Below are 24489 nucleotides of genomic sequence, written 5' to 3'. Positions count from 1 at the left end.
CTGCCCACTTTAGGAATTCGCTGTGAACTTTCCTTCCCGCAGGAACGTGATCGTCTGCGCGATCGCCTCGTCACTGCGCACCAGCCACGGATGCGACGTGCGTACGACAATATGATCGGTCATGCCGTCGAGCTTCGTGTTCGCGACCGACACACGTCCGTCATGCGGACGCGGCAGGAAGGCCGAGGCGACCGGGTAGATCGAGCGCTTCCCGGCAATGATGCCGACCGGATACTCGATCGGCGGCAACAGCGCCATGGTCGCGGCATCGCGCAGCGTGCCGAGCTGCTGTCCGGCGGGGCCGAAGAATGCGCGGTAGAGCACAACGTTCTTCAAGCGGTCCGCAATCTCGCTGCCGCCATTGGGTGTGCCCAGCATCACCACGCGACCGAGATTTGGCGGCCGATGTTTGGCGAGATAGACGCGCGTCAGCAGCCCGCCCATGGAGTGGCAGACGACGTGCATCTGGCCACTGAGACGGCTAGCGAAAGTTTTGATATCGGGATGAATGTCTGCGGCCAATGCCTCGAGCGCCTTGCGGCGGCTGGCGTAATCGAGATTGAGCGTCGCATATCCGGAACGCGCGATCGCGCTTTCCATCTTGCGGAACGAACGGGCTGTCCGGCTGATGCCGTGCAGGAGGACGACGCCGTCCTGTGCCGGCATCGTCGCAGGCGTGCTCACTTATATTCGCGCTCTTGCCACCAGGGGAAATAGTCGGGCATGTCGGACGAGACCTTGTTCTTGAACTGCGCGGGGCGTTTCTCCAGGAACGAGACCACGCCTTCCTTGACGTCGTCCGAACGGCCGCGGGCGTAGATGCCGCGGCTGTCGACCTTGTGCGCTTCCATCGGATCGTCGGCGCCAAGCATGCGCCACATCATCTGGCGGATCAGTGCCACCGAGACCGGTGCGGTCTTGGCGGCGATCTCCTTTGCCAGCGCGCGGGCGGTCGGCAACAGCTCTTCCGGCGGCACCACCTTGCTGACGAGACGGCCCGCAAGCGCCTCCTGCGCCGGAAAGACGCGGCCGGTGTAGCACCACTCCAGCGCTTGTGAGATGCCGACGATGCGCGGCAGGAACCAGCTCGAGGCCGCCTCGGGCACGATGCCGCGCTGGGAGAACACGAAGCCGAAGCGCGCGGCCTCGCTCGCGATGCGGATATCCATCGCGAGCTGCATCGTGACGCCGATCCCGACCGCAGGCCCGTTCACCGCGGCGATCACCGGCTTGAGGTTCTTGAAGATGCGCAGCGTCACCTGGCCGCCGCCGTCGCGCACATTGGGATCGCTATAGTCGACCGCGCCGCTCGCCAGCCGCTTCACCGGCCCGCGCCGCGCGTCGCGATCGAAGGTGTTGGCGCCCGAGGAAAGGTCGGCGCCGGCGCAGAAGGCGCGGCCCTCGCCGGTGACGATGATGGCGCGGATGCCGTCGTCCTTGTCGGCGGCATCGAAGGCGTCGATCAGTTCCTGCTGCATCGTCGCATTGAAGGCGTTGAGCTTGTCCGGGCGGTTCAGCGTGATCGTGAGGATTTGCTCGGCGACCTCGTATTTGATCGTCTCATACGCCATGGTTGTTTCCTTCCTCTCTATATTGTTGGGTCGCGGCAAAAGCCATCGTCATGCCCGGGCTTGACCCGGGCATCCACGTTCTTGCTTCATCGCAAGCGTATAGACGTGGATGGCCGGGACAAGCCCGGCCATGATGGAGTGTGCGGATTATTTCGCCGGCGGCTGCGGCCAGGGCCGTTGCGGGCCGCGCAGGGCCTCGAAGGCCTTGCCCATGCCGAGCACGCCGATGTCGTCGAAGCGGCGGCCGATGATCTGCACGCCGATCGGAAAGCCATTCTTGTCGTAGCCGCCGTTGATCGACAGCGCCGGGTTCTCCGACATATTCCACGGCACGGTATAGCAAATGTGCTCGAACGGTCTGTCGGGATCGTTGAGCGGTGCGGCAAGCTCGGCCGCGAAGTTCACCACCGGCGAGACCGGCGAGATGATGTAGTCGAAATCGCAGAACAGTTTGGCTGCGGCAGCGCGGATCGCCATGGTCTGGTTGAAGCCGCGGATCACGTCCACGCCCGACAGTTTCGCGCCGGCCTCGCCCCATTTGTAGATATAGGGCAGCACCTTTGCGCGCTCTTCCGCTGATAGTTTCGACAGATCGTCCCACATCCGCGCGCGCCAGAAATTGTCGAGACCCTCGAGCATTTGCCGCGTGAAGAAGCCGTCGACCTCGGTGACGACGGCGCCGGCGGATTCGAAGGTTTTCGCCGCCTTCACCACGACGTCGCGCACTTCCTTCTCGAGCGCCTGGCCGACGTCGAGATCGAGCATCAGGCCGAGGCGCATCTTGCGCGGCGACTTCTCCAGCGTCTTCCAGTTGATCTCATGCGCCGGCAGGCTCATGCCGTCGCGGCGGTCCGGTCGCGACAGCACGCTCATCATCAGCACGGCGTCATCGACGATGCGGGTCATGGGCCCAGCGACACGGCCGACATAGGGCGGATCGATCGGGATGCGCCCAAGGCTCGGCTTCAGCGCAACCAGGCCGCACCAGCACGCCGGCAGCCGCACCGAGCCGCCGATGTCGGTGCCGAGATGCAGTGGGCCGTAGCCGGCCGCAGCGGCCGCACCTGCGCCCGCGCTCGAGCCGCCGGGATTCTTGCTGAGGTCCCATGGATTGCGGGTGAGGGGATGGAACGAGGAGAGTCCCGAGGACAGCATGCCGTAATCCGGCATCGTGGTCTTGGCGAAGATCACCGCGCCCGCCTCGCGCAAGCGCGCGGCGGGCGGAGCGTCTTTCTCGGCCGGCACGTGCTTGACGCTGGCCGCGCCCAGCGGCACCGGCTGGCCTTTGGTGGCGACATTGTCCTTGATCGTAACGGGCACGCCGTCGAGCGTGCCCATCGGCTCGCCGGCCTGCCAGCGGTCGGTCGAGGCCTTGGCCACTGCGCGCGCGCCCTCCGGGTCGTACAGGTAGAGCGCCTTGATGTGCGGTTCCCACTGCGCGACATGCGCGATCACCTCGTCCAGCACCTCAAGCGGTGAGAACTGCTTGGCGCGGTAGCCGGCGATCAGGTCGGTCGCGGAAAGATCGTGCAGCGAGGTGACGGCTTCTTCGGGGGCTGGTTTATGCATGGGCACCTACCGGCAAACGAGTCTCGATGATGCGTGCGAACATGCTGGCGCCAACAGGCAGAATCTTGTCGTCGAGGACATAGCCGGGATTGTGCACCGGCACCGAGCCGTCATGGCCGACCCAGAAATAGGCGCCGGGCACCGCCATCATCATGTCGGCAAAGTCCTCGCTGCCCATCTTCGGCTGCGAGCGGGTGATGACCTTCGACGGATCGACCACGGTGCGCGCGACCTGCTCGACCACCCGCGACTGTTCTTCCTGGTTGACGAGCACGCTGAAACCGTCGCGGATGTCGACGGTGATCTCGGCCTCGAATGTCGCGGCAATGCCGGCGCAGATCGCGCGCATGCGTTCGCGGATCAGTGCGCGCACCTCGTCGGAGAAGGCGCGCACGGTGCCGCACAGCTTCGCGTCGCCGGGAATGACGTTGTAGGCCGAGCCCGAGTGGATTTGCGTGATCGACAGTACCGCCGCCTGCAGTGGATCGACGTTGCGGCTGACGATGGTCTGCAGCGCCTGGCCGAGTGTCATCGCGATCACGACGGCATCCTTGGAGCGCTCCGGCATCGCGCCATGCGCGCCGTAGCCCTGGATGGTGATGTCGAAGAAATCCGCGCCGGCCATTGCCGGCCCCGGCAGGACCGCGATCTCGCCGTGGTCCAGATCGGGCGCGTTGTGCAGGCCATAGATCTCGTCGCAGGGGAACTTTTCGAACAGCCCGTCCTTGATCATGGCGCGGGCGCCGCCAAGGCCTTCCTCGGCCGGCTGGAAGATGAAATGCACGGTGCCGTCGAAGTTGCGGGTTTCGGCGAGATAGCGCGCACTGCCGAGCAGCATGGTGGTGTGGCCGTCATGGCCGCAGCCATGGAAGCGGCCGGGAATGGTCGAGCGCCATTTCAGGTTGGTGTTTTCCTCCATCGGCAGCGCGTCCATGTCGGCACGCAGGCCGATGCGCTTGTCGCCGTTGCCCTTGCCCTTGAGCACGCCGACCACACCGGTGCCGCCGAGGCCCCGATGCACCTCGATGCCCCAGCTCGCGAGCTTCTCGGCGACGATGCCGGAGGTGCGGACCTCCTCGAAGCCGATCTCGGGATGGGCATGGAAATCCCGACGGATCGCCGTGAGTTCGTCGGCAAAGCCTTCGATGCGTTCGATGGTGGGCATTTGGTCCTTATCCGGTTGAACGTGATGTGTTGACAGGCGCGAAGGCGGGGCCGTTCGGCTTGATGCGGATCCCTGCCCGCAATTTGGTCCACGGCAGCGACGCGGTGTCGGCCGGCATCGCGCCGGGGGCAGCGCAGATCAAGAGCTTCTCGGCGATCGGCTCGAAATCGGCGCGGAAATGCACTGAGCTCTTGTTGACGAGGATCGCCTGTTCGGTCGGCTCGATGCCGACATAGCGGTACATCGACTGGTCCGCGAGCTGCGCCTTGTGCGAGCTGACGACCACCCTGACATCGCCGATGCGCAGGCACGCCGATGGTCCCATATCCATGTCGCGGCCGCCGTAATAGGGGCCGGGCGCCACGAACTTTCCATCCGAGAGCTGCTCGACGACAAAGGTTTCCTTGTAGGGCGCGTCGTCCGGAATGCCCGACTTGCCGCCGAGCGCGAGCGTTACCGTGGCGCCGACGCCCGCGGCATGCGCGGCCTTTGCCGACTGGGGATCGTAGATCACGCCGGTTGCGGCGCGGGTGGCATTGTTGCGCACCAGCGCCCGCAGCATGCCCGTGGTGTCGGAGTCGCCGCCGGCGCCGGGATTGTCCTGGGTGTCGGCGATGATGATCGGCCTGGTCGCGGCCTTCGCCAACGCCATCGCATGGCGCACGCCGTCGTCGGGCGAATAGATGCGGCCGTCGAAATCGTCCTCATGACCGGCGATCAATGCGACAAGCTTGTCGGCGGCGGCATCGGCGTCGGCCTGTGTCGTGCCATAAGCGAACACGCTCGGCCCGCAATGTTCGAAATCGGCCGCAGGAAAACCCGGCGCAAAGGACAGGGTCGGCACCGCATCGCTCTCCATCGCGGCGAGCTCCTCGTAAATGCCCCTGGTCGGCTGGTCGTTGGTGCATTGCCAACTGATCGGGATCAGGAACGGCAATTGCCGGAATGCCTTGGCGAAACGCTGCTTCGTCTTGAGCAGCAGTGCGAGATGTCTTGCGGACGCGCGGCCGGTGTCGGCCATGTCGACGTGAGGGTAGGTGCGGTAGGCGATCAGCGCATCGGCATGCTCGACCATTTCAGGCGTGACGTTGGCGTGCAGATCGAGGCTCGCGATCAGCGGCAGGTCGTTGCCGATCACCTTGCGCACGCGCGCCAGGATCTCGCCTTCACCGTCGTCCAGGTGCTCGGTCACCATCGCGCCGTGCAGGTCGAGATAGACGGCGTCGAGCGGACCTGCATTGGCGATGCCGTCGACCATCTCCTTGACGATGCGCTCGAACGCATCTTCGGTCACATGCGCCGACGGGCTTGCGCCGCACGAGATCGTCGGAATCAATTCCCAGCCATTGGCTTCGGCCGCCTCGACGAAGCCGGCAAGCCCGACATTGATCTTGCGCATCACCTTCAGCACGTCGGCGCCATGCGCCATCGATGGCCAGCCGCCGCCATGCACGAAATCATCATAGGTCGCCTTGGTCGGCGCAAAGGTATTGGTCTCGTGCAGGAAGCCGCCGACGGCGATGCGGGTCATTGATCAAGGTCTCTGGGTTCGTGAAGGGCGACGTTAAGCGTGTCGCTGCGGCCAGCGCAAGCGGCGAAGCATTCCGGATTTGCATGCCGCATGGGCGTTGGGAATTGGCTCATGCGCCCAGGCCGTCATTGCGAGGAGCGCAGCGACGAAGCAATCCATGTCCCCGCAAGTGGTGGCATGGATTGCTTCGCTTCGCTCGCAATGACGGGCGGGACTACTCCGCGGCCTCGGCCACGGGCCGAAAATTGGCAAAATCCCAGCCGCGGCCGGGTGCGGCATCAAGTAGCGCCTTGGTATAGGCCTCTTTCGGGTGAGTAAGCACTTCCGCCGCCGGCCCCTGTTCGACGACGCGGCCATGCTGCATCACAACGACATCGTCGCAGATTTGCGCCGCAACGCGCAAATCGTGGGTAATGAACAGCAGCGCAATGCCGAGCCGCTTCTGGATTTCATCCAGGAGATCCAGCACCTGCGCCTGCACGGAGACGTCGAGCGCGGACACCGCCTCATCCGCCACCAGCACCTCAGGGTCGAGCGCGAGCGCGCGCGCAATCGCAATGCGCTGGCGCTGGCCGCCGGAGAACTGGTGCGGATAGCGCGAGATCGCGTCCGCCGGCAGGTGCACCAGCTCGAGCAGTTCGCGCGCTTTGCTCAGCGCCTGCTTGTGCGACATGCCGTAATTGATCGGGCCTTCCGCGATCGACTCGCCGACGGTGACGCGCGGGTTGAGCGAGCGATAGGGGTCCTGGAAGATGATCTGGATTTTCTTGCGGTGCGGCTGCAACAGCCGACGCGACAGTTCGGAGATTTCGCGGCCGACCAGCCGCACGCCGCCAGAGGTCGGGTCGATCAGGCGCACGATGCAGCGCGCCACTGTCGATTTGCCTGAGCCGCTCTCGCCGACGATGCCGAGCGTGCGGCCCTTGCGCAGCGTCAGCGTGACATCCTTGGCGGCCGCGACCTCGCGGACTTTGCCAAGGAAGGAGCGCTCGCGATAGACCTTGCAGAGCTCGTTGGCCTCCAGCACCACCGGCTCCCTGGTCTCCTCGCGCGGTGACCGCGGCACCAGGCTCGGCACCGAGGCCAGCAGGTTGCGGGTATATTCCATCGACGGATTGCGCAGGATGCCGTCCAGCGGCCCGCTCTCGACCAGCCGGCCGTGACGCATTACCGCGACGCGGTCGGCGATCTCCGCGACCACGCCCATGTCGTGGGTGATGAACAGCACCGCGGTGCCATGGTCGCGCTGCAGGTCGCGGATCAGCGTGAGGATCTGCTTCTGCGTGGTGACGTCGAGCGCAGTGGTCGGCTCGTCCGCGATCAGAAGCTTTGGCTCCAGCACCAGCGCCATCGCGATCATGATGCGCTGGCGCTGTCCGCCGGAGAGCCGGTGCGGATAGGAAGCGAAGATGCGCTCCACATCCGGCAGCCGCACCTGCTCCATCATCGCCAGGATCTTCTGCCGCCGCGTGCGGGCGTCGAGATCGGTGTGCACGCGCAGCACTTCGTCGATCTGGCGGCCGACCGGCACCACCGGATTGAGCGCCGTCATCGGCTCCTGGAAGATCATCGCCATCCTTGTGGCGCGCAATTGCCGCAAGCGCCGGTCGCTCGCGCTGAGCAATTCCTCGCCCACCAGCTTGACGCTGCCGTCGGTCGGGATCAGCGAGCCCTTCTGCAACAGGCCCATCACCGTGAGCGACGTCACCGATTTGCCGGAGCCGCTTTCGCCAACCAGGCACAGCGTCTCGCGCTCGCGGACCTGCAGCGAGATGCCATCGATGATGCGGCTCGCGCCCGGCTTCTTACCGAGGGCGACGACGAGATTGTCGATGTCGAGGACGGTGTTGGTCATGCACTCACTCTCTCGTCATTCCGGGGCGCCCGCGAAGCGGGTGAGCCCGGAATCCATTTCTCCGCTTGCGCTCGTGGCCTGATGGATTCCGGGCTCGCACTTCGCGCGCCCCGGAATGACGGCTTCAAATGCTTTGAAGCCGTCACTTCCCGCTCCCCCGCTGCTTCATGCGCGGATCGAGCGCATCGCGCGCGGCGTCGCCGATCAGGTTCACGGAGAGGATCGCGATCGACAGCAGCAGGCCGGGCCAGAAGATCAGGGATGGCTTGATCTGAAAGTACGCGCGTCCCTCGGCCATGATGTTGCCCCAGGTCGGCGTCTCCGGCGAGATACCGGCGCCGAGGAACGACAGGATCGCTTCGGTGAGCACGGCGGAGGCGCAGACATAGGTGCCCTGCACGATCAGGGGCGCGATCGTATTCGGCATCAGATGGCGCCACATGATCTTCGGCAGGCTGGAGCCGAGCGAGATCGCGGCTTCCACATAGGGCTCCTCGCGCGCGGTGAGCACCACCGAGCGCACCAATCGCGCCACCCGCGGCACCTCGGGAATGGTGATCGCCACCAGCACGGTCCAGATGCTTGCGCCCGACAGCGAGACCACGGCGATGGCGAGCAGGATGCTCGGGATCGCCATCAGGCCGTCCATGATCCGCATCATCACCGCGTCGACCCATTTGAAGAAGCCGGCGACGAGACCGATCACGAGCCCGATGCTGATCGAGAACACGGCGGCGCCGAGGCCGATCAGAAGCGAGATCCGGCCGCCATAGATGATCCGTGACAACAGATCGCGGCCAAAGGCGTCGGTTCCGAGCGGGAATTCGGCGCTGGGCGGCTTCAGCCGCAGCGCCGGCGCGAGCTGCACCGGGTCATGCGGCGCAAGCCACGGCGCGAAGATCGCGATCAGGATGATCAGCGACAGGCAGATCGTCGCCACCGTCATGATCGGCGTCGAGGTCAAAAATCCGAAGCGTGGCCGCAGCGGCGTCGTGATCGGGAGCGACGGCTCGGGGAGGGTATCGATCGCCATCAGTAGCGGATCCTTGGATCAAGCAGGGTATAGGCGAGGTCGATCAGCAGGTTGACGGCGACATAGATGCCTGACGTCAACAGGATCATGGCCTGGATCACCGGATAGTCGCGCGCCAGCACCGCATCGACGGTGAGGCGGCCGATGCCGGGCAGATTGAACACACTCTCGGTGACGACGACGCCGGAGATTAGGAGCGCAAAGCCGCTGCCGATCACGGTGATGACAGGCACTGCCGCGTTGCGCAGCCCATGCCGCAGCAGCACGCCCATCTCGCCGATGCCCTTGGCGCGTGCGGTGCGGATGTAATCCTCACCCATCACATCAAGCATTGAGGCGCGCGTCATGCGTGCGATCAGCGCGACATAGATGAAGGACAAAGCACAGGTCGGCAGGATGATGCGCTGGAAGAACGGACCGAAACCTGCGGTAATGCTCTTGAAGCCCTGCACCGGCACCCAGCGCAGGTCGATCGCGAAGATCTGGATCAGCACGTAGCCGATCACGAACACCGGCACGGAGAAGCCGAGCACGGACAGTCCCATCACGAAGCGATCGATCCAGGTGCCGTGCCGCCAGGCCGCGATCACGCCGAGCGGCACCGCCACCACGATCGAAAGCACGATGGTGGAGAGCGCGATCGAGATCGAGGGCTCGATGCGCTGGCTGATCATCTTCAGCACCGGCACGTTCGAGATCAGGGATACGCCGAGATCGCCGTGCAGGAGTTTTCCGATCCAGGTCACGAACTGGACATAGATCGGCTCGTTCAATCCGAGCGAGGTGCGGATGCGCTCGAGCTGCTCGGGCGTTGCGTTGTCGCCGGCGAGGATCGCCGCAGGATCGCCCGGCGTCAGCCGCAGCAAGAGGAACACGAACAGCGCCACCACGCCCATCACGGGAATAGCGGCAAGGATTCGGCGAAGCAGATATCCCAGCAATGTCGATCCGTCAGATTAGGGTCATTGGAAGTGACGTCGGCCGTTAACCTGAGTTCCGTCACCAGCGTAGCATTTCAGCAATTCCCGTGCCATCGGGCGCCGATGCGTCTTCAAACCCCCGTCATTCCGGGATGCCCCAGGAATGACCCGTCACAGCTTGGAGGTAGCGTAGCCCGGATGGAGCGCAGCGCAATCCGGGTCCTCGCTTTCCCCGGGTTACACTTTCGCTTCACCCGGGCTACAGGTCACTGCAAGGTCGCCAATAACCCTGCCATCAGCCGGCCGCGCTCGGCAAGGCTGTCGACCTCGATATGTTCATTGAGCGTGTGTGCATCGGCACCGCGCACGCCGAGGCCGTCGAGCGTCGGCACGCCCATCGCGCCGGTGAAATTGCCGTCGGAACCGCCGCCCTTGCTACCGTGGGGTAGCCTCAAGCCCATCCCTTCCGCAAGCGCGCGCGCCTTTTCATAGAGCGCCATGGTGCCGGCATCCGGCTCCCAGACCGGGCGGGTGACGCCGCGCGTCACCGTGAAGGTGACATCATTCGATGTGCCCGACAGCGCCAACATCCGCTCGACGCCGCGGTCGAGATCGGCCTGGCGCTTGGCCATGCTGAGTGCCTCGCCGGTGCAGGTGGTGGCGACACAATTGACCCATCGGCCGCCATGGACGATGCCGACCGAGAAGGTGCAGTCTTCCGTGGTCATGCCGTCGATGGCGAGGATCTGCCGCGCCATCTCGCGGATCGCTGAACGGCCGGAGGAAAGCGTCGCGCCGGCGTGGCTCGGCCGTCCCGTTGCCTCCAGGTTGAAGCGCGCGATCGCATAGCGGCCGGTGACGACGCCATTGTCGGCGGTGCCGGGCTCCGGCACCAACACATATTTATTGCGCGCGGCTTCGGCCTCGATGATGTCGCGCGTCGAGGGCGTGCCGACTTCCTCGTCCGGCGTGAACAGCACGGTGATCGGCAAGGGCGTCGTGAACGACGCGCGGGTCAACTGCCGGATTGCTTCCAAAGTTAGATAATTGCCGCCCTTCATGTCGAAGATGCCGGGCCCGAAGCATTTATTGCCTTCGCGCCGCCACTTCAGCTTCTCGATGGTGCCGACCGGGTGCACCGTGTCGAGATGACCCGCGATCAGGATGCCGGGTTCGCCGAACTTCGGATGGGGAAAGCGCGCGCGCACGCAGCCTGCAAAGCCTTGGCGGCCGGCGATGCGCTCGATCGTCGCACCCATGATCGCCATCTCGCGCGCCGCAAGGTCGAGCATGCGCTCGACGGCCGCCGCGTCCCAGGTCGGACTCTCGCACTCCACCCAGCTACGCAGGCCCTGCAGCATCACTTCGGAATCAAAGGGAAGATTGGCCGGATTCATGAGGTCTCTCTCTTCGTTGCTGCAGGTGCGTAATGCGGTCAGATCGCGATTATCGAAATCGGCCTTTCGAAGTTGTAGCGTCAAACGCGGCGAGCTGCATCATTCGTTTGTGTACATCCGATCTCGACCAAAACCGGATTGACGCAATACACGCTTGGTGCAAGTCTTGAATCTGCAGGTCTTGCAGCATGTTAGTCCGCACAAATAACGGACCGATTGCACAACGAATAAGCCGGCATTGATCAGTTTCACGTCAGGAGAGACATGAATGTTCCAAACGTCCAGTTGGAAGCGCAGAGCGCTGACGTCAGCGTTATCTATCGTTGCGCTCTCGGTGGCGCTGAGCGCGCAGGCGCTCGCGGCCGGCAAGACCATCACCGCGGTGATGCATTCGGATTTGCGCGTGATCGATCCGATCATGACCACGGCCTACATCACCCGCGATCACGGCTACATGGTCTATGACACGCTGCTCGCGACCGACTCCAATTTCAAGATCCAGCCGCAGATGGCGGACTGGAAGGTCTCCGACGACAAGCTCACTTACACTTTCACGCTGCGCGACGGATTGAAGTGGCATGACGGCACGCCGGTGACGGCGGAAGATTGCGTCGCCTCGCTGCAGCGCTGGGGCAAGGTCGACGGCATGGGCCAGAAGCTGATGGACTTCACCGCCAGCCTCACCGCGACCGACGCCAAGACGATCACGCTGAAACTGAAGGAGCCCTACGGCCTGGTGCTGGATGCGATCGGCAAGCCGTCGTCACGCGTGCCGTTCATGATGCCGAAGCGTCTCGCCGAGACACCGCCGGACAAGGCGATCCCCGAGCAGATCGGTTCCGGCCCATTCAAGTTCGTGCAGGCCGAATTCCAGCCGGGCGTGAAGGCGGTCTATGAGAAGTTCAAGGACTATGTGCCGCGCAAGGAGGCGCCGAGCTGGACCTCCGGCGGCAAGGTGGTGAAGGTCGATCGCGTCGAATGGATCACCATGCCTGACGCGCAGACCGCGGTGAACGCGCTGCAGTCCGGCGACATCGACTTTATGGAGAACCTGCCCTTCGACATGCTTCCCGTGCTGGAGCCCAACAAGGATCTCAAGATCGAGGTCTTGAACAAGTTTGGCTTTCAGACGCTGGGACGCATGAACTTCCTTTATCCGCCATTCGATAATGTGAAAGTCCGTCGCGCCGCGTTCCTGGCGATGAACCAGAAAGACGTGCTTGATGCGTTGGTCGGCAATGCAAAGTACCAGAAGGTCTGCGGCGCCTTCTTTGGTTGCGGAACCCCACTTGAGACCGAAGTCGGTGCTGAGACCCTGGTGAAGGGCAACGGCATGGCCGAAGCCAAGAAGGCGCTCGCCGAGTCCGGCTATGACGGTACGCCCGTCGTGGTTATGGCGCCCGGCGACGTGACCACGCTGAAGGCTCAACCGATCGTCGCTGCGCAATTGCTGCGCGATGCCGGCTTCAAGGTCGATCTGCAGGCCACCGATTGGCAGACGGTGGTGACCCGCCGCGCCAGCCAGAAGCCGCCGAAGGAGGGCGGCTGGAACATGTTCTTCACCAACTGGGTCGCGGCCGACGTTGCCAATCCTATCGTCAACGCTTCCATTACCGGCCGCGGCAAGAACGGCGGTTGGTTCGGCTGGGCCGAGGATGCCAAGATCGAAGAGCTGCGCGACAAGTTTGCCCGTTCCGCCTCGCTGGACGAGCAGAAGACGATCGCCGCCGAGATCCAGAAGGAGGCCTATGACCAGGTGATGTACGTTCCGCTCGGCCAGTATCTTGTCCCGGCTGGCTGGCGCAAATCGCTCACCGGCGTGCTCGACGGCCCGGCGACGCCGATCTTCTGGAACATCGACAAGAGCGAGTAGGGCGCTTCATCGAACGGAAAGCAGAATGGCCGGGCTCAACCCCGGCCATTTTATTTGGGCAAGCGTAGCCCGTGTCACTCAACAGTGACTCTCGCGCACGCGCTCCAGCCCTTCATTCAAGAGCGGCAGAGCGGGTTCCGGCAGCGAAGCCGGCGTGCGCGTCTCCTGCTTCCGCTCGCGCGGTTCCGGATGCTGTTCCGCCGCCTGCTGTTTCCCTGGATAGTCTTTCGCCATGTCGTTGCACTCCAATGCTGCATCACAACATTTTCGGCGAGAGAATGTTCCGGGCCGCTGCGCGCGGCGATGGTCTCTAATCTCCAAATTTACGGGAACACAGTCATCGTCGCGAAATCGCCGAGTGCCGTACCTGGCGACATCGAGGCGGCGTACAACGCGACGAGAAACAGCCTGGATAAGAACAGAGCACCAATGATGATCGCTACGCGGCCGATCCAGGCTGTCTTCGCGAGCCGATCCTGCTCCGAACTTGCCATCGTCACATCTCCAGTCCATACGCGTTGAGATTTGACAGCCGCAAGATTGCGGTCGGCGCGCAAAGACTAGTTTTCGATGGCAAGCGTCGATGTGAACCCAGCCACATCTGACGGGAACGTGATGAGGGAGCGTGCGCGAGCGTGTTGTCGCCGTGTAGCAACTCGAACGTTCTCGTGCTCCCGCAAGCAATCAAAGCGTGCTGAGCTTGCGCTTTGCGTCGAGTCGTTTCGGACTATCTTGTGAGAGTGGCGCGCAGTGACGCGATCCGATTCATCATGGTCTCTCGCTCAAGAACCTTGGGCTAGGCGAGTGACTAATCATTCTCTACAGACCGCGTTCGCGTGCGTCTTGGAGAGCCTTGTTACGCATCTCGGTGAGCACAGTCTCAAGCTTGTTGACGTCAGGGCGACTGAACTCGTTGTACTCAGAGAAGAGAAGGTCAGCGAGCTTGCGTCGTGCCTTATCGTCAGAGAGCTTGGCGATTTCGCGGACTAGGCCCGCGGCACGGGACGAGTAGACGTCTCGGCCATGTGTGACAATGTCCGTGTACGGGTGATCTCCTGGCTTTCCATTTGGCATACACCTCCTCCCGATACTTCTCGGCGGCGTCCTTCTGCAGCTCAGATCTACACTTCTTGTGTCGATGCGTCACGCCACCAAGTTTATAAGTGCACGGCCTAGCGCGACTTGCTCGCGCGACGCTTTTTGCGCGGAACGGGCTTGGCATAGTAAGGATTGACCACACACTGAGCCGCCCGGCCTGAGGCCGATGCCTGGCACTGGGGTATCGAGGTGTAGCGACATTCGAAGTAGTAATCCACCATGCCCTGGTAGACCTGCAGGCAGACCGGATAGTTCGGATCGTAGGTCTGAGCTTGGGTAGGCGTTGCCCTGCTGAGCATCACGACCGTCAGGATAGCCAAAGCCAGAATGCGCATCATGATATCCTCATTCCTGATCGGTTATGGTCTGGGTCCAGACCGCCTTGTGCTGGCTGACTTGCCGGCGCTGGTCGTATCGTCGTGGGTAGCCAAAGGATTCAAAAGGCGCCTGATTCGATTGGTGCGGGCGGTGGGACTCGAACCCACACGACGTTGCCATCGAGGGATTTTAAGTCCCTTGCGTCTACCAATTCCGCCACGTCCGCGTTCGTCGGGAGAGGGATATCTAGCGCGTTTGGTGGCGAAGTGGAAACAGGATAATTGTCGCCGAATACATGTTATTTCAACAGTTTAACGCGGAACGCGACAGCGCGCGAAGTCTTGCGGATCGCGCCGCGCGGTCTCCGCCGTCCCGCGCCAGCCTCAATCCCGACATTTCCCGCTGCTTTAGCCAATCTCAACACTTAACCGTTTACCAAGGCGCCATGTCCATCCGCACCTTCCGCCACCTGCCGCCGCGCGCGGCCGTGACCGCCGCGCTGCTTGCGCTTGTCGGCCTGCTTTGCGGTTGCGCCCAGATGGGCGAGACGCTCAGCCCGGCCTTCGTCGATCCCGCCAAATACGATCTTTACGACTGCAAGCAACTCGAGACCGAGCGCACGACGCTGGCGGCGCGCGCGGCGGAGTTGCAGGGGCTGATGTCGAAGGCGGAGACCGGCGTCGGCGGCGCCGTTGTGTCGGAGGTGGCCTACCGCAACGATTACGTCGCGGTGCGTGCCCAGCAGAAGCTCGCCGAGGAAAACTGGCGGCGCAACAAATGCCATGAGACGATCGTGGCGGCGCCGGCGCCGATCGTGCCACCGGCGCCGCCTGCGCCCGCCAGAGGAGCGCGTTCGTCAGCGCGGTGAGCCGCCTTCACGCCCGCCAATCATAGATCCAGTCCTGCCGCGCCAGCATTCGCTGCGGGCCCATCGCCCGGATGACGAGATCGCGCGTGAGCGCCATCGGTCCGGTGAGGTGATAGATGCGCCCCTGCCGCTGCGCGGTGCGCCGCACCCGATCGACGCGCCCGCGGCGCAGCCTGGTGTAGCGCTTCAGCGCAGCGGGAATGCCGGAGATATCCTCGCCGGTGCAGCCAGAGAGGCAATTGGCAAGCACGGCGGCATCCTCAATCGCCATGCCGGCGCCTTGCGCAGCAAAGGGCAGCATGCCATGCACGGCGTCGCCGAGCAGGGCGACCGCGCCCGCGCTCCATTCACTGACGTCCGGCATCGTGAACAGCGCCCAGCGCCGCCATTCCTCGACCGCGCCGATCAGCATCTGCGCGGTGGCGGGCCAATCCGCGGAGAACGCGTTCTTGATCTCGTTGGCATTGCCGGCCTCGCTCCAGCCCGGCCGGTTCCAGGTTCCCGGCACGATCGCGACCACATTGATCCGTCGTGCCGCGGCGATCGGATAGGCGACCAGATGCGCGTTCGGTCCCATCCAGAGTTGCACTCGCGGCGAGGTGTATTCGCGCGGCAGCGCCTTCGCATCGAGCGTGCCGCGCCAGGCGATCAGGCCGGAAAACCGTGGATGCAGTTCCGGGAACAGGCGGCTGCGCACGGACGACCAGATGCCGTCGGCGCCGATCAGCGCCGCCGCCAGCTCATGCTGCCGCGCGTCGCCGCAGCGCGCGGCCACCGTCAGTCCCCAGGCATGGTCGGCGACATCCTCGAACTGCCAGCCCAGGCGGAGTTCGATGTCGGGATGGTCCTCAACCTCTGCCTGCAGCGCTCCCTGCAAATCGGCGCGATGTATCACCCAATAGGGTGAGCCGGCGCGCGTGCTCGCGGCCTCGCCGAGCGGCAGGCGGGCGATCTCGCCGCCGGCGCGCGCGCTGACGACGCTGATCGCGTCCGGCGTCACCGCGCGCGGAGCCAGCCGCGGTTCGAGGCCGAGACCGACCAGGATGCTGCTCGCATTGGGCGAAAGCTGCAGCCCCGCGCCGACTTCCTCCAGCCGCGGCGCCTTTTCCAGGATGACGACACGAAAGCCTTTCGCCGCGAGCGCCAGCGAAGCCGTCAGTCCTCCGATCCCGGCACCCGCAACGACGACGGTGCGCGTGATCGCCACGGATCAATCAGCCACGAATAGTCAGGCGACTTTATCCTTCAGCACGCATTCGGGCGGACGCGCTTCGCCGGCGGCGAGGTCGGGCGCGAAACGATAGAGCGTCGAGCAGTAGGGGCAGATGATCTCGTTGTCATTGCCGAGATCGAGGAACACATGCGGATGGTCGAACGGCGGGTTCGCGCCCACGCACATGAATTCCTGCGAGCCGATCTCGATCACCGAGACTCCGGCATCGTTATGGAAGTGCGGGACGACGTGGTCGGACATATCTTCACCTTGGGATGGCAATAACGGACGGACGCAATCAACGCGATGCGGCACTGCGAAATGCCCGGCACCATACTGGCGGGTGGAGTTGATTCCTAGAGCCCCGACCATCCATTTGCTCATGCAAATTCGACACAATCTTGTCGTCGGAGAAAAGCCCTTCTTTCGTCGGGGCTGTTGTGTCTTAAAAACGGCACACTATTTCGAAGTTGAGCAAAACCCTGGGTTTTATCGAATGAAGCGAGCGCGGGTCAGTATAGGGATGGCTGGGATGCTGGTGAGCATCGCCGCCGGCGCCGCGCTGTGGCCGTATGCCAGCGACGCGTATGCCATGTTCGCCGCACAGGACGAGCCGGCGCAATTGGCCGACCTGCAGATCAGTTCTGCTTTACGGAACGACCAGCTCCTGATCGAGCGGAATATCGAACAGGCGCTGGCCGCTGATGACGCCGATCTCGCCAACAGCTTTCTCGAACTCGCGCGTGAGAAGAATGTCGCAATCAGCGATGGCCTGACCACGCGCGTGAACGATGCCGTTGCGGAAGCGAGCTCGACCTCGCATGTCGCCAAGCGCTTTGCCTCCGGCCTCGTCACCGGCACCGCGGACGATCTTGCCAGTCTGTCCGGCACGGTCGCGGGTGATCTCTTCGTGTTCGGAGATGTCAGGGATGTCGTGCGCGAAGGCAAGCACTTGGCGATGGGCGAGGAGACCGATCACCTCATTCTTGGCCTCGCCGCCGCCGGTCTTGCGGTGACGGCTGCGACCTATGTCTCCGTCGGCGGTGTCGCGCCGGTGCGCGCCGGGCTGTCGCTGGTCAAGGATGCGCGCAAGGTCGGCCGGATCAGCGAGGGGCTAACGGCCTGGGCCGGCCGCTCGGCGCGCCAAGTCGTGGATGCGCCGATGCTGCAGGAGGCTGTCGCCTCGGCTTCCGCGCTCCGTCCGGGCCAGACGATGACCGCGATCAAGGCCGCGTTCCGCGTGGAAAAGGCCGGGGCGCTGGTCCGCCTTGCCAAGGATGTCGGGCGCATTGGCGAGAAGGCCGGCACCCGCGGCGCGCTGGAGACGCTCAAGATAGCGGAGGGGCCGAAGGACGTCGCGCGTGCCGCGCGGCTGGCGGAAGCGAAGGGCAGCCAGACCCGCGCGATCCTTAAATTGTTCGGCCGCGGCGCGCTGCTGCTCGCTGCCGGCACGTTCAACCTCACGATGTGGTTGTTCGGCGCGCTGCTGACGCTGTTCGGCTTCCTGTCCTCAATCAAGGCGACCACCGAGCGCCTGACGCTGGCATGGCTGCGGCGGAGCAAGGCGCGGCGCCTGCGGAAACAACTCGCGATGGCGGGAGCGCCATCCGAGGTTGCGGTGGCGGGCCCTACCGCCTGCGGCTAATCTCTGCGATCGTTCGCCGGTCGCCAATCCAGGAAAATCCCTCAAACAACGGAAGGCGCGATGCCGAGTTTTCATCACGGCGCTGTTGAGATCGCCTATCTCGACGAAGGCGAGGGCGATCCGATTTTCCTCGTGCACGGCTTTGCCTCGAGCAAGAACGTGAACTGGGTCTATCCCGGCTGGGTCTCGGAACTGCGCAAGGACGGCCGCCGCGTGATCGCGCTGGACAATCGCGGCCACGGCGAGTCCGCCAAACTCTACGATCCCGCAGAGTACGACATCGCCGTCATGGCAAGTGACGTGATCGCTCTGATGGATCATCTTGGCATCCCGCGCGCGGACATCATGGGCTATTCGCTGGGCTCGCGGATGACGGCGGTGCTGGCACACAACGAGCCGCAGCGGCTGCGCTCGGCGATTCTCGGCGGTATCGGCATCGGCCTGATCGAAGGCGGCGGCCCCGGGGAGAATGTCGCTGTCGCGCTGGAGGTGCCGTCGCTCGAGGATGTCACCGATCCGGTCGGCCGCACCTTCCGTGCCTTTGCCGATCAGACCCGCTCCGACCGTCGTGCGCTCGCCGCCTGCCTGCGCGGCTCGAGGCGGCTGATGACACGGCAGGAGGCCGCCGACATCGACGTGCCCGTCCTGATCGCGGTCGGCAGCAATGACGAGATCGCGGGCTCTGCGGAAGCGCTCCGCCGCGTCATCCCGCAGTCGCAAGTGCTTGCGATCCCGAACCGCGATCACATGCGGGCGGTGGGCGACAAGGTCTACAAGACCGGCGTGATCGACTTCCTGTCGCAAAGAGAATGATCTTCTACGCCAGGAGAATGTTCTTCTACGGAAATCGGACTTAAGCCTGCTTGATTTCCGGCAAATGCCGACCAATTGGATGTGACGTCTCCGCATAGCTGTTAAGCGAGGCTTGTCCCTCGCCGAACCTCACCGGGACAAGCGCCGTTCAACCGTGCTATAGCGCACACCGAAACTGGGGCATGATCCGGAAAAGTGGGGACCGGTTTTCCGAACAGATCATGCTCTGCAAAGATCACGCGAGGCCAGCCATGGCAGTGCATCAGGTCAATCCGCAAGGCGGCAAGGTCGCCGCGCTCGATCCGATCTGGGATCGGATCAGGAGCGAGGCCGAGGAGATCCTTCGCCGCGAGCCGGAGCTTGCCACCTTCATCTATTCCGCGGTGCTGCATCACGAGCGCCTGGAAGACTCGATCGTGCATCGGCTGGCCGAGCGGCTCGACCATTCGGCGCTGTCGGGTGATCTGATCCGCCAGACCTATGACGAGGCGTTGCGCGATGAGCCCGACATCGGCAACGCCTTCCGCGCCGATCTAGTCGCCGTCTACGACCGCGATCCCGCGACCTCGCGCTTCATCGATCCCTTGCTCTACTTCAAAGGCTTCCATGCGCTGCAGACGCATCGGCTCGCGCATTGGCTCCATTTGAAGGGCCGCAAGGATTTCGCCGCTTACCTGCAGAGCCGCTCGTCGGAAGTCTTCCAGACCGACATCAATCCGGCCGCCAAGATCGGCCGCGGCGTCTTCCTCGACCACGCTACCGGTTTTGTCTGCGGCGAGACCGCTGTCATTGATGATGACGTCTCGATCCTGCATGGCGTCACCCTCGGCGGCACCGGCAAGGAGAACGAGGATCGCCATCCGAAGATTCGCCATGGCGTGATGATCGGCGCCGGCGCCAAGATCCTCGGCAATATCGAGGTCGGTCATTGCGCGCGCATCGCCGCGGGCTCGGTCGTCGTCAAGCCGGTACCGCACAACGTCACGGTCGCGGGCGTGCCGGCGAAGATCGTGGGCGAAGCCGGCTGCGCCGAGCCGTCGCGCACCATGGACCAGATGCTCAACGCGATCGGGCTTTGATTTCACTGGTGTTTCGCGATCGTTTCGATTGCAAATATTAGATTGTGCCAGGGCCGAAAAGGCTCTGGCGATTGCCGCCGTCCCGTCCTAAAACTCCGTCCCAAAATCATCGATCCGATTGGAGACCGCCCGTGGACGTTCAGGAAGTCAGGAAACTTGACGCATATCTCAAACGCGTCTTCGGTAATCCCAAGATCCGCGTCGTGCCGCGGCCCAAGAAAGACGACTCTGCCGAGGTCTATATCGGCGAGGAGTTCGTCGGTGTCCTCTTCGTCGACGATGAGGACGACGATCGCTCGTTCCAATTCCAGATGGCGATCCTCGAAGAGGATCTGGCCGAGTAGCTTGCGCTGATCTGTAGGGTAGGCAAAGCGAAGCGTGCCCACCATCCACGGCGGTGCAAGACAAGGTGGGCACGCTGCGCTTTGCCCACCCTACGAAATAGCTGGCTGAGTAGGCTCGTCGGTTAAGACCGTCATTGCGAGCGAAGCGAAGCAATCCACGCCTCAGCGAGTGGCACTATGGATTGCTTCGCTTCGCTCGCAATGACGTTGGAATTACCCCTTCGGGCCGCGCAATTGCGTCGTCAGGCGGTCCATGGCGCCGGCAACGTCGCGCCATTGTGAGAGCCAGCTTCGCGGAAAGCGATAGGTGAAGTCGGCGCCGTCGATGCGGCGTTCGCTCAGGCACATGCCGGGCGTCGGCGCGTCGCGCGTGCAGCGGGCGCTGAGGGTGGGCGACGTCGCCGTGAACAAATCCTCACCGCCATAGGGCGAGCCGTCGCGGAACGCGCGCACCGTCAGGCCGTCGTCGGTGCTTGCCGCCTGATCGAGATAGCGCGGATAGATCGTGCGCACGCGGGTGTCGGGGGCAAGCTGATCATGATGCGCCGCGATCGAGAGGAAGATCCTGTCGATCGGCTGCACCTTGTCCTCCACCGTCTCGGCGGTGACATGCTTCGGCGCCGGCGGTTCGAGCGAGGGATAGGCAAAGCTGAGGTCAACGCGCTCCTGCGCGCCCGAATGGCGCTGGATCTTCATGCGCACCGCCGCCGGCGGCACGTTGAATAGCGTGCCGCCGACGCTGACCGGCAGCCTCGACGGATCGCTCAAGGGTACGGTGGTCCAGGTCGGCCACAACAGGTAGGTGACCAGCGCGATCGCGCTGCCGGCGAGGGCGGCTGCGATCAGGATCGGCAGGATGTGCGCGCGCGGATTCCTGCGCGTGTCGCGCGCAAGATGCTGGGCCGTCGAGAGCAATGTCATCGAGCGAGAATGGATTGGTTCGCGTAATGCCGAATCATCCCGCGAATATGCCACGTGGCGGCCAATTTCCGTATGATTTCAGAGAATCCGGCAAGCGATGAGCCATGCGCAAACGCGGCGGCGTCGGGCGCATGTTAACCCTTTCTTAAGGATGATGTAGCGGCGGAGCGGCAATTTTGCCAAAGGAAGCGCGCGGTCTGTTGAGTAGCGGAAGTTTGCCATGTCGCCCGATGCGCTGAACTCGTTCTTCGCCCTTTGCCTCGGCTTCGCGCTCGCCGGTGCGCTCGCCAGCGGCTATCAGGCGATGGCGCAGCGGCCGGCCGGCTTCGGCCTGTTGCAGGAAGGCGCGGCGCCGAGGACGTTCGCGGCGGTCCCGTTCCTGGTGTTCGCCGCGCCCTTCATCATCATGCGCAACACGCTGCGCGGCGCCCGGATCGAAAGTCGCCGCTTCGAATTCGTGATGATGGCGACCATCATCGCCGGCTTCTGGAGCCTGATGTCCGGTACCTTCTTCCTGATGACGCTGCGCGCTGCCGGCGTCCTCGTCTGACCGCGCTGCTTTCACCGCTGTTCCCTTGAGCATAAGATTCTTGTTTTGACGCGTTTTCTTCACGCGAACCGGTGTCCACTTCGCTCGAAAACGCTCTGGCCACTCGCTTGAAAAGCCTTCGACCGCTGTGCCAATGTCGCCTCGAAAGAGGAGACATCCATGGCGATCTATGAACTGGACGGGCAGGGGCCCGATCTGCCGGCCGACGGCAACTATTTCATCGCGGAAACTGCAACCGTGATCGGCAAGGTGCGCCTGTTGAGCGGGGCCAGCGTGTGGTTCGGCGCGGTGCTGCGCGGCGACAATGAGTGGATCGAGGTCGGCGAAGGCTCCAATGTCCAGGACAATTCCACCTGCCACACCGACCTCGGCTTTCCGCTCGTGATCGGCAAGAACGTCACCGTCGGCCACAATGTGATCCTGCACGGCTGCACGCTGGAAGACGGCGCCTTGGTCGGCATGGGCTCGACCGTGATGAACGGCGCACGCATCGGCCGCGAGAGCATCGTCGGCGCGGGCTCTGTCATCACCGAGGGCAAGGAATTTCCGCCACACTCGCTGATCATCGGCTCGCCGGCGCGCGTGATCCGGACACTGGATCCTGCGCAGGTCGCGAAGATGGGAAGCGCGGCGAAGTTCTATCAGCTCAACGGGCCGCGCTTCAAAAAGGGCCTCCGCAAGATCGGTTGAGGGGCTCGAGCGGCCGTCACGTATCTTCGGATTCATCTGCCTCCGTTGCGGAGGCCACCTGCTCGTGGCCCGCGGCCCACAGCGCATGTTGTTCGCTCCCGTCGGGATAGGGATTGGCTTCGGCTGGAATGTTTTCGCGCGCCGCTTGCTGCCCCTGCTCAAACGGATCCGGGTCTGTCGTCATGCGTGACGTCCTTTCCTTGCCTTGGGCCTTGGCGAATTACTTGGCGACTTGGCGGTATCTGTCTTCGACTGCGCGGCGCTCTTGCGTAACGCGTCGCGCAGATCGATCGGAATGCCATGCTTCTTGAGCAGGTCTGCGAACGCTTCATCGGCCAGTTCCTGAAACGTCGCCATCCTGTCGCGCCCGAGTTGCTTGAGTTTGTCGAACGTATCCTCGTCGAAAGCGATCAGTTTGCGCATCCTCGCACCTTGCACCGCGTAAGGCCAAATGGCTCCCGGAGCTTTTGGTTCCGGAAGGGAGCGGCCTGCTTCGCCCTGCGCCAAGACCGGTTCTGCGGTCGGCCGGCAGAGCGAAGCTTCTTGCCCGATTCTGCCCGACTTCCCGGTCGCGTAGAAGTGAGCGCATCGTCAAGGCGAATGGCCGGAACTCGCTCTAGACTGCGGGCAGAGCTTGCGGTGGCTGGCGCAGGCCGCGCCGGTATTGGCAGGCCGTGATGGAGGAGCAGTGATGTTGCGTAAAACGATGGTTGCCTTGCTGGCGGTAGCCTCGCTTGGAATTTTGACGATAGATACGGCGTCCGCCCGCGGCGGGTTTGGTGGCGGCGGTTTTCATGGAGGCGGCTTTGGCGGCGGCGGTTTTCGTGGGGGCAGCTTTGGCGGCGGAGGCTTTCGTGGAGGCGGCTTCGGTGGTTTCCGCGGCGGCGGTTTTAGTGGCGGTGGCTTCCGCGGAGCGGCGTTCAGCGGAGGCGGCTTCCGCTCGGCCGCGATCGGCGCCGGCGGCTTCCGTTCGGCCGCATTTCGTGGCGGCTTCTACCGTCCCGGCTTCGGGCGTTTTCGTCGTGGATTTCCGTTCGCCGCCGCGGCGGTCGGTGTTGGCCTCGGCTACGGGCTCTACGGCGACTGGCCCTATGGCGATTACGACTATGGCGATCCCTACTACGGCTATTACGACAATTCCGGCTACGGCGGCTGCTACGTTGCCCAGCAGCGCGTCTTGACGTCATATGGCTGGCGCATCAGGTCGGTTGATGTCTGCGACTGATCTCAACCGATACTGCTGCGAACCTGGCGCGCTGCAGCGAAAATTATCGGGAAGATGGATGGAGCCTCGGTGTTTTCAGCGTCGAGGTTGCATCGTTTCTGCATAGGGGCTGGTACGTCGATTGCAGCGATTTCGAAATGCTGAGCACACTCTCCACCGCCGCCTTCACCTTCGTCTTCCTGGGCATCGTCATCAGCCTGGGCGCCGCCTTTGTGCTGATGTTCTGGGAAGTCGAACGGCAATTGGCCAAGCCGCATCGCAATCGCGATCGTCTCGGTTAGAGCTTGGGTTCTGATTGAATCAGAACCGAAGCTCTTGATTCTTGTTTTGACGCGTTTTCTTCGCGCGAACCCGTGTCCACTTCGCTCAAAAACGCTCTAATACTCAGGGCGAAAGCGCCTCAATGATCCGGCAGTCGGCGACGGTGCCGCATTGGCATTGATCGATCATGCTGCTGAGCTCGCGCCGGAGCGCCTGCAAATCCCTGATCTTGCGGTCGACCTCCGACAGATGTTCCCTCGCGATTGCATCGACGGCCCCGCAGGAGCGATCTCGATCGTCGGACAGGTCGAGAAGCGCCCGAACCTGATCGAGCGAGAAGCCAAGGTCCCGCGAGCGGCGGATGAAACTCAGACGGTTCAGGTGTTCGGGCGCGTAGGCGCGGTAGTTGCCGACCGTCCGCATTGGCGCCTCAAGGAGCCCAATCCGCTCATAGTACCTGACGGTCTCGACCTTGGTCCCGGTCAGTCGTGCGAGCTCGCCTATCGTCAAACTGCCGCCGCTCATGCCTTGACCCTGTAGTTGCTACAGG

Annotated in this window: 28 protein-coding genes and 1 tRNA gene; 10 read left to right on the top strand and 19 right to left on the bottom strand. The window is 63.6% G+C overall.

Features of this window, described 5'->3' with window-relative positions:
- Window positions 1-9 precede the first annotated feature (9 nt).
- The 9 genes from OZ411_RS06270 to OZ411_RS06230 all read right to left on the bottom strand — a co-directional run bounded on the left by OZ411_RS06270 (window position 10) and on the right by OZ411_RS06230 (window position 11041).
- Entirely contained in the window at window positions 10-684 is a 675-nt protein-coding gene (locus tag OZ411_RS06270) for an alpha/beta fold hydrolase (RefSeq protein WP_349016979.1), read from the bottom strand.
- A complete protein-coding gene (locus OZ411_RS06265; protein WP_130580769.1) occupies window positions 681-1571 on the bottom strand; it encodes a crotonase/enoyl-CoA hydratase family protein in 891 nt (296 codons plus the stop codon). Before OZ411_RS06265 ends, OZ411_RS06270 begins: the two co-directional genes overlap by 4 nt.
- A gap of 147 nt (window positions 1572-1718) precedes the next feature.
- Window positions 1719-3140 carry an amidase gene (locus OZ411_RS06260; protein WP_282527217.1) on the bottom strand — a complete coding sequence of 474 codons (1422 nt, stop codon included), beginning with the start codon at window positions 3138-3140 and terminating at the stop codon, window positions 1719-1721.
- Window positions 3133-4305: a M20 aminoacylase family protein gene (locus OZ411_RS06255; protein ID WP_282527216.1), complete on the bottom strand. Its 1173-nt coding sequence runs from the start codon at window positions 4303-4305 to the stop codon at window positions 3133-3135. Before OZ411_RS06255 ends, OZ411_RS06260 begins: the two co-directional genes overlap by 8 nt.
- A 7-nt stretch (window positions 4306-4312) precedes the next feature.
- The gene (locus OZ411_RS06250; RefSeq protein ID WP_282527215.1) at window positions 4313-5836 is read right to left on the bottom strand and encodes a M81 family metallopeptidase; all 1524 of its coding nucleotides are present in this window, start codon (window positions 5834-5836) and stop codon (window positions 4313-4315) included.
- A 214-nt stretch (window positions 5837-6050) separates the two neighbouring features.
- Window positions 6051-7691: an ABC transporter ATP-binding protein gene (locus OZ411_RS06245; protein ID WP_282527214.1), complete on the bottom strand. Its 1641-nt coding sequence runs from the start codon at window positions 7689-7691 to the stop codon at window positions 6051-6053.
- 142 nt (window positions 7692-7833) lie between these two features.
- Complete coding sequence (locus tag OZ411_RS06240) at window positions 7834-8724, bottom strand: ABC transporter permease (protein WP_282527213.1); 891 nt, start codon at window positions 8722-8724, stop codon at window positions 7834-7836.
- Window positions 8724-9665 carry an ABC transporter permease gene (locus tag OZ411_RS06235; protein WP_282527212.1) on the bottom strand — a complete coding sequence of 314 codons (942 nt, stop codon included), beginning with the start codon at window positions 9663-9665 and terminating at the stop codon, window positions 8724-8726. The genes OZ411_RS06240 and OZ411_RS06235 overlap by 1 nt, the downstream gene beginning before the upstream one ends.
- Window positions 9666-9910: 245 nt before the next feature.
- Window positions 9911-11041, bottom strand: a complete 1131-nt coding sequence (locus tag OZ411_RS06230) for a M20/M25/M40 family metallo-hydrolase (protein ID WP_282527211.1) — start codon at window positions 11039-11041, stop codon at window positions 9911-9913.
- Between the two features lie 268 nt (window positions 11042-11309).
- Between OZ411_RS06230 and OZ411_RS06225 the strand changes: the two genes are divergently transcribed.
- The gene (locus OZ411_RS06225; protein ID WP_282527210.1) at window positions 11310-12914 is read left to right on the top strand and encodes an ABC transporter substrate-binding protein; all 1605 of its coding nucleotides are present in this window, start codon (window positions 11310-11312) and stop codon (window positions 12912-12914) included.
- Window positions 12915-12992: 78 nt separating this feature from the next.
- Here the strand turns inward: OZ411_RS06225 and OZ411_RS06220 are convergent, their stop codons facing one another.
- From OZ411_RS06220 to OZ411_RS06205, 4 genes are all read right to left on the bottom strand, one after another.
- Window positions 12993-13148, bottom strand: coding sequence for a hypothetical protein (locus OZ411_RS06220; protein WP_282527209.1), 156 nt, complete (start codon window positions 13146-13148; stop codon window positions 12993-12995).
- An 89-nt stretch (window positions 13149-13237) separates the two neighbouring features.
- Window positions 13238-13408 (bottom strand): hypothetical protein, encoded by a 171-nt coding sequence (locus OZ411_RS06215; RefSeq protein ID WP_165421271.1) that lies wholly within the window; start codon window positions 13406-13408, stop codon window positions 13238-13240.
- A gap of 678 nt (window positions 13409-14086) precedes the next feature.
- The gene (locus tag OZ411_RS06210) at window positions 14087-14347 is read right to left on the bottom strand and encodes a DUF3551 domain-containing protein (protein ID WP_130580781.1); all 261 of its coding nucleotides are present in this window, start codon (window positions 14345-14347) and stop codon (window positions 14087-14089) included.
- Between the two features lie 122 nt (window positions 14348-14469).
- A tRNA-Leu gene (locus tag OZ411_RS06205) sits at window positions 14470-14556 on the bottom strand.
- Between the two features lie 219 nt (window positions 14557-14775).
- Between OZ411_RS06205 and OZ411_RS06200 the strand changes: the two genes are divergently transcribed.
- Entirely contained in the window at window positions 14776-15198 is a 423-nt protein-coding gene (locus OZ411_RS06200) for a hypothetical protein (RefSeq protein WP_282527208.1), read from the top strand.
- A gap of 7 nt (window positions 15199-15205) precedes the next feature.
- Here the strand turns inward: OZ411_RS06200 and OZ411_RS06195 are convergent, their stop codons facing one another.
- Window positions 15206-16405 (bottom strand): FAD-dependent monooxygenase, encoded by a 1200-nt coding sequence (locus tag OZ411_RS06195; protein ID WP_282527207.1) that lies wholly within the window; start codon window positions 16403-16405, stop codon window positions 15206-15208.
- Window positions 16406-16426: 21 nt separating this feature from the next.
- On the bottom strand, window positions 16427-16672 hold the full coding sequence (locus OZ411_RS06190; RefSeq protein ID WP_021077734.1) for a zinc-finger domain-containing protein: 246 nt from the start codon (window positions 16670-16672) through the stop codon (window positions 16427-16429).
- Window positions 16673-16907: 235 nt separating this feature from the next.
- Here OZ411_RS06190 and OZ411_RS06185 point away from each other — a divergent pair, with 235 nt between their 5' ends.
- The 4 genes from OZ411_RS06185 (at window position 16908) to OZ411_RS06170 (ending at window position 20292) form a co-directional block, all read left to right on the top strand.
- Entirely contained in the window at window positions 16908-18056 is a 1149-nt protein-coding gene (locus OZ411_RS06185; RefSeq protein WP_282527206.1) for a hypothetical protein, read from the top strand.
- 60 nt (window positions 18057-18116) lie between these two features.
- Window positions 18117-18869, top strand: coding sequence for an alpha/beta fold hydrolase (locus tag OZ411_RS06180; protein ID WP_282527205.1), 753 nt, complete (start codon window positions 18117-18119; stop codon window positions 18867-18869).
- A gap of 251 nt (window positions 18870-19120) precedes the next feature.
- The gene (cysE, locus tag OZ411_RS06175) at window positions 19121-19948 is read left to right on the top strand and encodes a serine O-acetyltransferase (protein ID WP_130583544.1); all 828 of its coding nucleotides are present in this window, start codon (window positions 19121-19123) and stop codon (window positions 19946-19948) included.
- Window positions 19949-20079: 131 nt separating this feature from the next.
- Window positions 20080-20292, top strand: coding sequence for a DUF3126 family protein (locus tag OZ411_RS06170; RefSeq protein ID WP_027583509.1), 213 nt, complete (start codon window positions 20080-20082; stop codon window positions 20290-20292).
- 213 nt (window positions 20293-20505) lie between these two features.
- Here OZ411_RS06170 and OZ411_RS06165 read toward each other — a convergent pair whose 3' ends face one another.
- Window positions 20506-21213: a hypothetical protein gene (locus OZ411_RS06165; protein ID WP_165421502.1), complete on the bottom strand. Its 708-nt coding sequence runs from the start codon at window positions 21211-21213 to the stop codon at window positions 20506-20508.
- A gap of 220 nt (window positions 21214-21433) precedes the next feature.
- Here OZ411_RS06165 and OZ411_RS06160 point away from each other — a divergent pair, with 220 nt between their 5' ends.
- Both OZ411_RS06160 and OZ411_RS06155 read left to right on the top strand, forming a co-directional pair.
- Window positions 21434-21763: a hypothetical protein gene (locus OZ411_RS06160; RefSeq protein WP_130583542.1), complete on the top strand. Its 330-nt coding sequence runs from the start codon at window positions 21434-21436 to the stop codon at window positions 21761-21763.
- Window positions 21764-21922: 159 nt separating this feature from the next.
- Window positions 21923-22453, top strand: a complete 531-nt coding sequence (locus tag OZ411_RS06155) for a gamma carbonic anhydrase family protein (RefSeq protein WP_130583541.1) — start codon at window positions 21923-21925, stop codon at window positions 22451-22453.
- A gap of 16 nt (window positions 22454-22469) precedes the next feature.
- Here the strand turns inward: OZ411_RS06155 and OZ411_RS06150 are convergent, their stop codons facing one another.
- Together OZ411_RS06150 and OZ411_RS06145 are read right to left on the bottom strand one after the other, a co-directional pair.
- Window positions 22470-22637, bottom strand: a complete 168-nt coding sequence (locus OZ411_RS06150; protein ID WP_165421501.1) for a hypothetical protein — start codon at window positions 22635-22637, stop codon at window positions 22470-22472.
- Complete coding sequence (locus OZ411_RS06145; RefSeq protein WP_130583540.1) at window positions 22634-22876, bottom strand: hypothetical protein; 243 nt, start codon at window positions 22874-22876, stop codon at window positions 22634-22636. Before OZ411_RS06145 ends, OZ411_RS06150 begins: the two co-directional genes overlap by 4 nt.
- 268 nt (window positions 22877-23144) lie before the next feature.
- Here OZ411_RS06145 and OZ411_RS06140 point away from each other — a divergent pair, with 268 nt between their 5' ends.
- Together OZ411_RS06140 and OZ411_RS06135 are read left to right on the top strand one after the other, a co-directional pair.
- Entirely contained in the window at window positions 23145-23678 is a 534-nt protein-coding gene (locus tag OZ411_RS06140) for a hypothetical protein (RefSeq protein ID WP_282527204.1), read from the top strand.
- A 137-nt stretch (window positions 23679-23815) separates the two neighbouring features.
- Window positions 23816-23959 (top strand): hypothetical protein, encoded by a 144-nt coding sequence (locus OZ411_RS06135; RefSeq protein WP_282527203.1) that lies wholly within the window; start codon window positions 23816-23818, stop codon window positions 23957-23959.
- A gap of 103 nt (window positions 23960-24062) precedes the next feature.
- On the opposite strand, the gene OZ411_RS06130 is transcribed toward OZ411_RS06135, so the two are convergent.
- Window positions 24063-24464, bottom strand: a complete 402-nt coding sequence (locus OZ411_RS06130) for a helix-turn-helix domain-containing protein (protein ID WP_282527202.1) — start codon at window positions 24462-24464, stop codon at window positions 24063-24065.
- Between the last annotated feature and the right edge of the window lie 25 nt (window positions 24465-24489).

This window comes from Bradyrhizobium sp. Arg237L, assembly GCF_029990105.1.
In the GTDB taxonomy this organism is placed as follows: domain Bacteria; phylum Pseudomonadota; class Alphaproteobacteria; order Rhizobiales; family Xanthobacteraceae; genus Bradyrhizobium.
Note: the sequence above shows the minus strand (reverse complement) of the source record. Positions and strands in the feature narration are given on the sequence as shown.

Bases quoted from the DNA above. Each gene is read 5' to 3' on its own strand.
- OZ411_RS06265 (WP_130580769.1), bottom strand. From the start codon at position 1,571: ATGGCGTATGAGACGATCAAATACGAGGTCGCCGAGCAAATCCTCACG.
- OZ411_RS06260 (WP_282527217.1), bottom strand. From the start codon at position 3,140: ATGCATAAACCAGCCCCCGAAGAAGCCGTCACCTCGCTGCACGATCTT.
- OZ411_RS06255 (WP_282527216.1), bottom strand. From the start codon at position 4,305: ATGCCCACCATCGAACGCATCGAAGGCTTTGCCGACGAACTCACGGCG.
- OZ411_RS06250 (WP_282527215.1), bottom strand. From the start codon at position 5,836: ATGACCCGCATCGCCGTCGGCGGCTTCCTGCACGAGACCAATACCTTT.
- OZ411_RS06245 (WP_282527214.1), bottom strand. From the start codon at position 7,691: ATGACCAACACCGTCCTCGACATCGACAATCTCGTCGTCGCCCTCGGT.
- OZ411_RS06240 (WP_282527213.1), bottom strand. From the start codon at position 8,724: ATGGCGATCGATACCCTCCCCGAGCCGTCGCTCCCGATCACGACGCCG.
- OZ411_RS06230 (WP_282527211.1), bottom strand. From the start codon at position 11,041: ATGAATCCGGCCAATCTTCCCTTTGATTCCGAAGTGATGCTGCAGGGC.
- OZ411_RS06225 (WP_282527210.1), top strand. From the start codon at position 11,310: ATGTTCCAAACGTCCAGTTGGAAGCGCAGAGCGCTGACGTCAGCGTTA.
- OZ411_RS06220 (WP_282527209.1), bottom strand. From the start codon at position 13,148: ATGGCGAAAGACTATCCAGGGAAACAGCAGGCGGCGGAACAGCATCCG.
- OZ411_RS06215 (WP_165421271.1), bottom strand. From the start codon at position 13,408: ATGGCAAGTTCGGAGCAGGATCGGCTCGCGAAGACAGCCTGGATCGGC.
- OZ411_RS06210 (WP_130580781.1), bottom strand. From the start codon at position 14,347: ATGCGCATTCTGGCTTTGGCTATCCTGACGGTCGTGATGCTCAGCAGG.
- OZ411_RS06200 (WP_282527208.1), top strand. From the start codon at position 14,776: ATGTCCATCCGCACCTTCCGCCACCTGCCGCCGCGCGCGGCCGTGACC.
- OZ411_RS06190 (WP_021077734.1), bottom strand. From the start codon at position 16,672: ATGTCCGACCACGTCGTCCCGCACTTCCATAACGATGCCGGAGTCTCG.
- OZ411_RS06185 (WP_282527206.1), top strand. From the start codon at position 16,908: ATGAAGCGAGCGCGGGTCAGTATAGGGATGGCTGGGATGCTGGTGAGC.
- OZ411_RS06180 (WP_282527205.1), top strand. From the start codon at position 18,117: ATGCCGAGTTTTCATCACGGCGCTGTTGAGATCGCCTATCTCGACGAA.
- cysE (WP_130583544.1), top strand. From the start codon at position 19,121: ATGGCAGTGCATCAGGTCAATCCGCAAGGCGGCAAGGTCGCCGCGCTC.
- OZ411_RS06165 (WP_165421502.1), bottom strand. From the start codon at position 21,213: ATGACATTGCTCTCGACGGCCCAGCATCTTGCGCGCGACACGCGCAGG.
- OZ411_RS06160 (WP_130583542.1), top strand. From the start codon at position 21,434: ATGTCGCCCGATGCGCTGAACTCGTTCTTCGCCCTTTGCCTCGGCTTC.
- OZ411_RS06155 (WP_130583541.1), top strand. From the start codon at position 21,923: ATGGCGATCTATGAACTGGACGGGCAGGGGCCCGATCTGCCGGCCGAC.
- OZ411_RS06150 (WP_165421501.1), bottom strand. From the start codon at position 22,637: ATGACGACAGACCCGGATCCGTTTGAGCAGGGGCAGCAAGCGGCGCGC.
- OZ411_RS06145 (WP_130583540.1), bottom strand. From the start codon at position 22,876: ATGCGCAAACTGATCGCTTTCGACGAGGATACGTTCGACAAACTCAAG.
- OZ411_RS06140 (WP_282527204.1), top strand. From the start codon at position 23,145: ATGTTGCGTAAAACGATGGTTGCCTTGCTGGCGGTAGCCTCGCTTGGA.
- OZ411_RS06135 (WP_282527203.1), top strand. From the start codon at position 23,816: ATGCTGAGCACACTCTCCACCGCCGCCTTCACCTTCGTCTTCCTGGGC.
- OZ411_RS06130 (WP_282527202.1), bottom strand. From the start codon at position 24,464: ATGAGCGGCGGCAGTTTGACGATAGGCGAGCTCGCACGACTGACCGGG.